The organism is Janthinobacterium violaceinigrum, assembly GCF_009208555.1.
Taxonomy (GTDB): Bacteria; Pseudomonadota; Gammaproteobacteria; order Burkholderiales; family Burkholderiaceae_D; genus Janthinobacterium; species Janthinobacterium violaceinigrum.
In genome coordinates this window covers 113,845-120,748 of sequence record NZ_WFLI01000018.1, presented here as the reverse complement: position 1 = coordinate 120,748, position 6,904 = coordinate 113,845, and the positions used below count along the sequence as shown (strand labels likewise).

Here is a 6,904-nt window from a genome sequence, read left to right as displayed (position 1 = left end):
CGGCAAGTGCTTCGCGCGTCTTGCGGCGCGCCAGCAGCATGCCGTCTTCAGTATAGGCGGACTCGGCGCTCACCGCGCCGTCGCTGGCAGGCGCCGTCCACTGGGGCGTCTCGCTCGACGCCAGTTCCGTCGTCGGCGGCGGGGGCGGCGGCCTGGGCACGGGCCGCAGTTCGGGCGGCGGTGGCGGCACCACCGGCAGGGGCTTGGGCGGCTCGGCAATCAAGGCCATGCTGACCACCTGCGCATGCTCCGGCTTCAGCGGCACCACGCTCGCATGCGAGGTCAGCCATTCCAGCGCCACGTAATGCAGTGCGCCGATGACCGCGACAAAGATGACGGTACGGCGGCGCGGTGGCGAAAAGAATGGGTCAGGCATCATAGGCTGTAGTGTAACGCTTTCGCCCCGCTTCCTGCTTCTTGCCCGTGCTCAACTCTTGATGTTTTATGTAAGAAAATGTTGGCGACTTTGCGTCAGTTGCCAGCGGATATCTGCTACGCTAAGCCTATCCATCTACCAGGAGATTTCGCATGGCAAACCCGCAAATGCCCCAAATACCGGGCGCAGCAGTTGTGACCGATACGCTCGACTTCGTCAAAAACCTGTGGGGCAGCATGAGCGTGCCCGGCATGGGTGTGCCCGGCATCACGGCGCCCACCATGTCGGTGGAAGAACTGGACAAGAAAATCAACGACCTGAAGGCCGTCGAAGCGTGGCTGAACCTCAATACCAGCATGCTGCGCGGCAGTATCCAGGCGCTGGAAGTGCAGCGCGGCACCATCGCCACCCTGAAATCGATGGGCGCCTCGCTGGCGGCAGCCATCACCCAGCCCGGCGCCAGCGACTCGTCGCTGTTCGAATCCGTGCCCTACGCTTCCGCGTTTTTCCAGCAAGCGGCACCTGCGCCGGAAGCAAAACCGGCCCCCGCACCTGCGCCAACGCCTACGCCAGCACCCGCTGCGGCGGCGCCCGGCGATGCCGGCAGCCAGGCAGCAGCCCAGCTGGGTAATCCAAGTGCCTGGTGGAATTTGTTACAAGATCAGTTCAAGCAAGCCGTCTCGACGGCGATGTCGCCCGACGCTGCCAGTGCGGCAGCGGCCAGTTTTGGCCAGGACAGCAAGGCCAAGCCGGCCGCTGGCAAGCCCGCCAAACCTGCCGATGCAGGCACGGCAGCCAAGGCCAAGGCCCCGCTGCGCAAGGCGCCCGCGAAACGCGCAGCGCCCAAAGCCAGGACGGCAGGCAAGGCCTGACGTCCTTGTGGCGGCGATATGATCAGGCGATACGATGAATGCGGATCGCCTCGATCATGTTGTCGGCCTGGCGTTTTACGTCACCGATCGTGATCAGGCCTTCGTCGGCCAGCGCCTTGGCGTGCTCGTACGAAGACTGGAATGTTTCCAGCGTGTCTCCCTTGGCGGCGACCGGGCGTACCCAGGCAACGGCGCCGACTTTCATTTTTTTGTACACTTCATTGACCACATCACGCATAGTTTCTTCCTTATTGTTGTAAAGCAACTCAAGCACGGGCGAACCCACGCTGGCCCCTAGTTTATCATCCGGCACGCTCCCGCACGGCTTTTCCCCCTTTTTCCGGCACCGGCGGCGCATTTTCCAGCTCCGCGACGGCCTCTTCCGGCCCCGGCGGCGGCGTCAGCTGCACCAGCTGCTCCATCAATTGCGCGAAGCGCTGCTGCCCTGGTGCAATTTTGTCTACATACAACAACACTTCCATGGCTTCGGCCGCCAAGTCCGCCTGGTAGCCCCGTTGCTGCAGGAAAGACACGATGATTTGCGCCGAGTTGAACAGGATGCGCAAGTTGTTCGGCAGCTTTTCGCGCGCGGTGCGCATCCAGGCGACCGCTTCGTTGAGCTTGTCCGTCTTCCACAGCAGCACGCCCTTGTTCATCAAGTCCGACGCTTCCTTGCGCGAGGCGATGATCAGGCTGGTGCCCTCGTCGCCCATCTTGGCCTTGTCGAAAATCTTTTGCACCTCGTCCTGCACCACCTGGTTGTCGTGGTTGTTCTTCACCACGTAGCACAACAGGCCGGCCGGCGCATCCTTGACGCCGACGGCAAACAGCAGGGTCGCCAGCTCCATGCAGATGTTTTTCTCGGGCCGCACCGGGTCTTCGGCCAGCATGGCTTCGAGCTCGTCGCCGCACTTGCGCGCGCGCCGGTAGTCGCCCGTTTCGTGGTGCACCATGCCTTCCGTGATCTTCGCGCGCAAGCCGATCTGCTCGGGCGCGAATTCGCGCTGCGCCAGCAGCAGCCACTGCAGCGCTTCCTTGGCATCCTTCTTCAAGCCGCACACGCGCGCCAGGCCCAGGTAGGCGTCGGGCGTCTTCATGACGGAAAACTCGCCGATGGAAATACACTTGCGGAAGGCCTTTTCCGCCATGCTGACATTGCCGATTTTCAAAGCCGCCAGCCCCAGGTTGCGCTGGCGCGGCACGGAATTGGGCGACAGGCGCGCCGCCTTTTCCAGCACGCCGCACGCTTCCTCGTGCTGGCCCATCAGCTGGTAGGCAACGGCCATCTGGTCGTAGGCATCGATGTAATACTTGTTTTCCACGATCACGCCCTGGAAGATCTGCCGCGCCGCCTCATGCTCGCCGTTATTCATGCGGATCTTGCCCAGGCCTGCCCTGGCCCAGCTGTAATCGCGGTCGGCCAGCACTTTTTCATACACGGCGCGGGCCTTTTCCGGCTCGCCGCTTTTCAGCAGCAAGGACGCCTTCATGCGCAGCAGTTCCAGCTCGTGCAGCTTGTTGACCTCGATCTGCGCGTCGCACAGTTTGGCCGCGCGCAGATAATCCTTTTCCATGCAGGCCTGGTCGATTTCGCGGAATACCTGCTTCTTGTGCCACACGCGGTTCAGGCGCGTCAGCAGCACGCCTTCCGTGATGGGCTTGATCAGGTAGGCGTCGGGCTGGTGCTCGGCCGCGCCCATCACCGATTCCACGCTTTTCTCGGCCGACACCATCAGCCACACGCTGGACGGCGCCGTCAGGTTGCGCACGCGCGTCTCTTCCAGCACTTGCTGGCCATTCTTGCCTTCGCCCAGGTTGTAATCGCACAGCACCACGTCGTAGCGCGTCTTGGCCAGCAGCTTCATGGCTTCGCCGCCGCTGGCCGCCTGGTCGATATGGCGTGCGCCCAGGTTGCGCAGCGATTCGCGCAGCAGGATGCGGATGCCGATGAAGTCGTCGACCAGCAGATAATGTTTGTCGGCCCAGTCGGTGCTGCCCGCTTCGGCGGCCGTGGCGTGGCTGTCTGTCGTCATGGATTCCTCGTTCAGGGCAGGCGCAGGATGAAACAGCCGCCGCCCAGGGCGCCGCCGTTTTCCAGGGCGATGCTGCCGCTGCTGCCCCGGTGCTTGTGCATCTTCGCCACTTCGCTGGAAAAATACAGGCCCAGTCCCGTGCTGTTGGTGGAAAAATTCACGCCGGCGGCCATGCCATCCATGGCCGCGCTGCCCGCGTCGAGCAAGGCCTGCGTATAGCCGTCGCCATTGTCTTCCACGCGCAGTTCCAGCACTTCGCCCGCCTGGCGCACCGACAGGCGGATCGTGTCGCGCGTGTAGCGGATGGCGTTGTTGATGGCATGCGCGAGCACGCCGATGACCAGGTCTTCATCCAGGGTCCAGATCAGCTCTGGCGGACAAGCCGTCTCCAGGCGGATGCCTTTCGAGGCCAGCAGGATCTTTTCCTGGTCCACCACCTGGTCGATCACCTGGCTCACCAGCTGCGGCTGCACGTCGAACGGGTAGCCGGGCTTGCCCACTTCCTTGTACAGGGCCAGCAGCTGGATCAGGTTATCGTTGAGGCGCTTGGTCTGGTACAGCATCTGCGCCATCTGCAGGTAGGCCGGGTCCGCCTGCGGGACGTCTTTTGCCTGCTCGGCCGCCAGCAGCGATTCCAGCGTGCCGCTGAGCACGCTGATCGAATTTTTCATGTCGTGCACGGTCGACGCCAGGAACAGGAAAAGCTCGGGCGAGCTGTGTTGATCTTCCACCGGATATCTCCTTGGGCCGCAGCTTGAATATTGCCAAGGGTAAATTATACCGCCAGCATGCGGGCGCCAGCCAGCCGCGCGCAAAGTCCGTGACATGACGCAACAATGCCGCCCCCGCTTGCGCAGGGGCGGCATCGGACGGCCGGGCGGGCAAGGTCAGCGCCGCGCGCCCGCCAGGCGGCGCACCACCGCGATCAGGCGGTCGATCTCCTCATACGTGTTGTAGAACGCGAACGAAGGCCGCACGGTCGCTTCCACGCCGAAGCGGCGCAGAATCGGCTGGGCACAGTGGTGGCCCGAGCGCACGGCGATGCCCTCGTCGTTCAGGGCCCGCCCCACTTCCGCCGGCTCGTAGCCGGCCAGCACGAACGACGCCACGCTGGCCTTTTCAAACGCCGTGCCGATCAGGCGCACGCCAGCGATGCCCTGCAGATGGTGCGTCGCATATTCCAGCAGCGCGTGCTCGTAGGCGGTGATGTTTTCCAGGCCGATGCGCTGCACATAGTCGATGGCCGCGCCCAGGCCCACGGCATCGGCGATATTGCCCGTGCCCGCCTCGAAACGGTTCGGCACGCCCTGATAGACGGTGCGCTCGAACGTGACGTCGGCGATCATGTTGCCGCCGCCCTGCCAGGGCGGCAGCTGCTCCAGCAAGTCCGCCTTGCCATACACGGCGCCGATGCCCGTCGGACCGAACACCTTGTGCCCCGAGAACACGTAGAAATCCGCATCCAGCGCCTGCACATCCACGCGCAGGTGCGACACGGCCTGCGCGCCGTCGACCAGCACGCGCACGCCGGCCGCATGCGCGAGCGCGATGATCTGCGCCACGGGCGTCACCGTCCCCAGCGCATTCGACACCTGCGTCACGGACACCAGCCTGGTGCGCCCGTTGAGCAGCTTGCGGAATTCGTCGAGGAGGATCTGCCCGCTGTCGTCGACGGGAATCACGCGCAGGGTCGCGCCCTTCTCCGCCGCCAGCTGCTGCCACGGCACGATATTGGCGTGGTGCTCGAGCTGCGAGACGATGATTTCGTCGCCGCTGCCGATGTATTTCCGGCCGAAGGTATTGGCGATCAGGTTGATGCCTTCCGTGGCGCCCCGCACGAAGATGATTTCATTGGCCGAGGCGGCGCCCAGGAAATTGGCCACCTTGGCGCGCGCAGCCTCGTACGCATCGCTGGCGCGCGCCGCCAGCGCATGGGCCGCGCGGTGGATGTTCGAATTTTCGTGCGCATAAAAATACGACACGCGGTCGATCACCGACTGCGGCTTGTGCGTGGTGGCCGCATTGTCGAACCAGGCCAGCGGCTTGCCGTTGACCCGCTCGGCCAGCACGGGAAAGTCGCGCCGCACGGCATGCACGTCGAACGGCGCGGGCGCCTGGTGCTGGCCAGGCGCCGCCGCCGAGGGCAGCTCGGTCTGGAAATAGAACGCGGGCTGGCCGTGCGACGGCGCCACCGGCAGCTGGCGCGCCGGCGCGCGCTGCGGCGCGGCAAACAGGCCCCGCAGATCGTCGGGCGCAGCCAGTCCCAACCCCTGCTGCGCCAGGCCATCGAGCTTGCCGTGCGAGACGGGATAGCCATGCGCGCCGCCGACAAAATAATACGGCGACGGCGCACCGATGCCCGACGCGCGCGGCGTGGGGATCGAAGCCGGCGACGGCGCCAGCGGCGACTCCAGCGGCGCCGTCACGGGCGGCACCTGCGCCGTCGCCACGCCGGGAGCGATGGCGGCAAACGAGGGACCGGGCTGCGGCGGCGGACGGTTGGCATAGCGGGGCGCCGCATCGAGCACGCTGCCGGAACCGCCGAGGCTGGGAGATTTATCCAAGCCCGGCAGACGCGCAAAGAATTCACCGGCCAGGCGGTTCAGGGTCGCCTCGTCGGGCAAGAGGGACGACGGCGCCAGGGCCGCCGCGCCATCACTTGTAGGTGTCTGGGTAGTCATGGTATTTACCGATCTCCACGTCTTCCAGTACGGCCAGCGCATCGTCCGTCAGCACGGCCAGCGAGCAATACAGCGAAATCAGGTAGGACGAAATCGCGTGGCGGTTGATGCCCATGAAGCGCACGGACAGGCCCGGGCTTTGCTCGCCCGCCAGGCCAGGCTGGAACAGGCCGATCACGCCCTGGCGCTGCTCGCCCGCGCGCAGCAGGATGATCTTCGTCTTGCCGTCTTCGATGGGCAGCTTGTCGGACGGTACCAGCGGCACGCCGCGCCACGTGAGGAACTGCGAACCGAACAGGCTGACGGTGGGTGGCGGCACGCCGCGGCGCGTGCATTCGCGGCCAAAGGCGGCAATGGCCAGCGGGTGGGCGAGGAAGAAGCCCGGCTCCTTCCACACTTTCGTCAGCAGTTCGTCGAGGTCGTCCGGCGTGGGCGCGCCCGTCAGGGTAAAGATGCGCTGGTCGTCGTGCACGCTGGCCAACAGGCCGTAGTCGGGATTGTTGATCAATTCGCTTTCCTGGCGCTCCTTGATCGTTTCGATGGTCAGGCGCAGCTGCTCCTTGATCTGGTCGTGCGGGCTGCTGTACAGGTCCGACACGCGCGTGTGCACGTCGAGCACCGTGCTGACGGCATTGAGGAAATATTCGCGCGGCTGGTCGTCGTAGTCGACAAAGGTTTGCGGCAGTTCCGATTCGTCGCGCTGCGAGCAGGCCACGCGCACGTCCTTCGGATTCTTCACGCGGTTGAGGCGGTAGATACCCGCTTCCACGGGCAGCCATTGCAGAAGGTGCACGAGCCAGCGCGGCGTGATCGTGGACAGCTGGGGGACGCTCTTGCTTGCATTGGCCAGCTGGCGCGCGGCGTTATCGCCCAGCGCGAACTGGCTATCGGGGGTTGCTTCGGCCATCAACGACTCCTAATGAGAAAAGTGAATATGCTTAT

7 protein-coding genes are annotated in these 6,904 nt (G+C 64.7%); 1 reads left to right on the top strand and 6 read right to left on the bottom strand.

What is annotated here, in order from left to right; genetic code table 11:
* Positions 1–379: hypothetical protein (locus GCN75_RS16620; protein WP_405002821.1), on the bottom strand; the 379-nt coding region annotated here is incomplete at its 3' end.
* Between the two features lie 149 nt (positions 380–528).
* On the opposite strand from GCN75_RS16620, the gene GCN75_RS16615 reads away from it, so the two are divergent.
* Positions 529–1,248, top strand: coding sequence for a PhaM family polyhydroxyalkanoate granule multifunctional regulatory protein (locus GCN75_RS16615; protein ID WP_152283444.1), 720 nt, complete (start codon positions 529–531; stop codon positions 1,246–1,248).
* A 22-nt stretch (positions 1,249–1,270) separates the two neighbouring features.
* Here the strand turns inward: GCN75_RS16615 and GCN75_RS16610 are convergent, their stop codons facing one another.
* The 5 genes from GCN75_RS16610 to GCN75_RS16590 form a co-directional block, all read right to left on the bottom strand.
* The gene (locus GCN75_RS16610; protein ID WP_077399068.1) at positions 1,271–1,486 is read right to left on the bottom strand and encodes a hypothetical protein; all 216 of its coding nucleotides are present in this window, start codon (positions 1,484–1,486) and stop codon (positions 1,271–1,273) included.
* Between the two features lie 64 nt (positions 1,487–1,550).
* Positions 1,551–3,281 (bottom strand): response regulator, encoded by a 1,731-nt coding sequence (locus tag GCN75_RS16605; RefSeq protein WP_152283443.1) that lies wholly within the window; start codon positions 3,279–3,281, stop codon positions 1,551–1,553.
* A gap of 11 nt (positions 3,282–3,292) precedes the next feature.
* A complete protein-coding gene (locus tag GCN75_RS16600) occupies positions 3,293–4,012 on the bottom strand; it encodes a sensor histidine kinase (RefSeq protein ID WP_152283442.1) in 720 nt (239 codons plus the stop codon).
* 156 nt (positions 4,013–4,168) lie between these two features.
* Positions 4,169–5,962 (bottom strand): family 2A encapsulin nanocompartment cargo protein cysteine desulfurase, encoded by a 1,794-nt coding sequence (locus GCN75_RS16595; protein WP_152283441.1) that lies wholly within the window; start codon positions 5,960–5,962, stop codon positions 4,169–4,171.
* Positions 5,937–6,869, bottom strand: coding sequence for a family 2A encapsulin nanocompartment shell protein (locus tag GCN75_RS16590; protein WP_071325557.1), 933 nt, complete (start codon positions 6,867–6,869; stop codon positions 5,937–5,939). Before GCN75_RS16590 ends, GCN75_RS16595 begins: the two co-directional genes overlap by 26 nt.
* Between the last annotated feature and the right edge of the window lie 35 nt (positions 6,870–6,904).

Coding starts and splice junctions, on each gene's coding strand:
- GCN75_RS16615 (WP_152283444.1), top strand. CDS start 529: ATGGCAAACCCGCAAATGCCCCAAATACCGGGCGCAGCAGTTGTGACC.
- GCN75_RS16610 (WP_077399068.1), bottom strand. CDS start 1,486: ATGCGTGATGTGGTCAATGAAGTGTACAAAAAAATGAAAGTCGGCGCC.
- GCN75_RS16605 (WP_152283443.1), bottom strand. CDS start 3,281: ATGACGACAGACAGCCACGCCACGGCCGCCGAAGCGGGCAGCACCGAC.
- GCN75_RS16595 (WP_152283441.1), bottom strand. CDS start 5,962: ATGACTACCCAGACACCTACAAGTGATGGCGCGGCGGCCCTGGCGCCG.
- GCN75_RS16590 (WP_071325557.1), bottom strand. CDS start 6,869: ATGGCCGAAGCAACCCCCGATAGCCAGTTCGCGCTGGGCGATAACGCC.